This is a genomic window from Anaerofustis sp. (assembly GCF_019420015.1).
Classification (GTDB): domain Bacteria; phylum Bacillota; class Clostridia; order Eubacteriales; family Anaerofustaceae; genus Anaerofustis.
The window spans coordinates 1-963 of the sequence record NZ_JAHZIA010000051.1 but is presented as its reverse complement, the minus strand read 5'-3'; the positions used below and the strand labels follow the sequence as shown (position 1 = coordinate 963).

The following is a 963-nucleotide window of genomic DNA, read 5'->3' as shown; positions in this document are numbered from 1 at the left end:
AGCAAATGAATATAACGAATTAGCAGGTGTTTTAAAACCTGCAAGCAGGGAATACAAACTTAACAAGGAATATTTCAACAGAATTCTTAATGAATAGTTTATGTTCTTATATAGCATATAATAAAATAAGGAGTGATAATTCAAATGTATGATTTTGATTACAACAGTTTTTTAGAAGGCTGCAATGAAAATGATTGCCACAAACCTTCAAATAACTCCAATTCATGCAGCATGGATCCGAGGGAATATTACCCTTGTGACTGTGAACAAGGGCCACCCTACCCTTGCCCTCCAAAACCCGAATGCTGCATCCCCGGTCCTATGGGTCCACAAGGTCCAAGAGGACCGAGAGGATGTCCGGGGCCTATGGGTCCGACAGGACCGATGGGCCCTGCAGGAGCTACCGGAGCCACGGGGCAACAAGGCGCAACGGGTGCCGATGGAGTTCAAGGTCCACAGGGACCTCAAGGTGTCCAAGGGCCTACCGGTCCGACAGGTGCGGGAACGACAGGAGCTACCGGGGCAACAGGTCCACAAGGACCTCAAGGACCGCAGGGTATCCAGGGACCTACCGGCGTGACTGGAGAAGCGGGTGCAACCGGTCCTACAGGAGTGACTGGTCCTACCGGTCCAAGAGGCGAACAGGGATTGACTGGTCCTACAGGAGCTACCGGTGCAGCAGGTCCTGCGGGTGCAACAGGACCTACCGGCGTGACTGGTCCTACCGGTCCGACTGGTCCAAGAGGTGAACAAGGCATAACGGGACCTACTGGTCCGACTGGTCCTTCGGGTGCAACAGGAGCTCAGGGAGTTCAGGGCGTAACAGGAGCGACAGGCGAAGCAGCAAGAATCAATATCGGCACCGTTACAACGGCAAACCCTGACGAAGCCGCAAGCGTGACAAATTCGGGAACACCAAACGATGTTATTTTGGACTTCGTAATCCCAAAAGGCGAACAGGGC

At 52.4% G+C, this 963-nt stretch carries 1 pseudogene; it reads left to right on the top strand.

Annotated elements, in window-relative coordinates:
* Positions 1–144 precede the first annotated feature (144 nt).
* Positions 145–963, top strand: a pseudogene (locus QZ357_RS08745) (hypothetical protein); the annotation flags it as partial.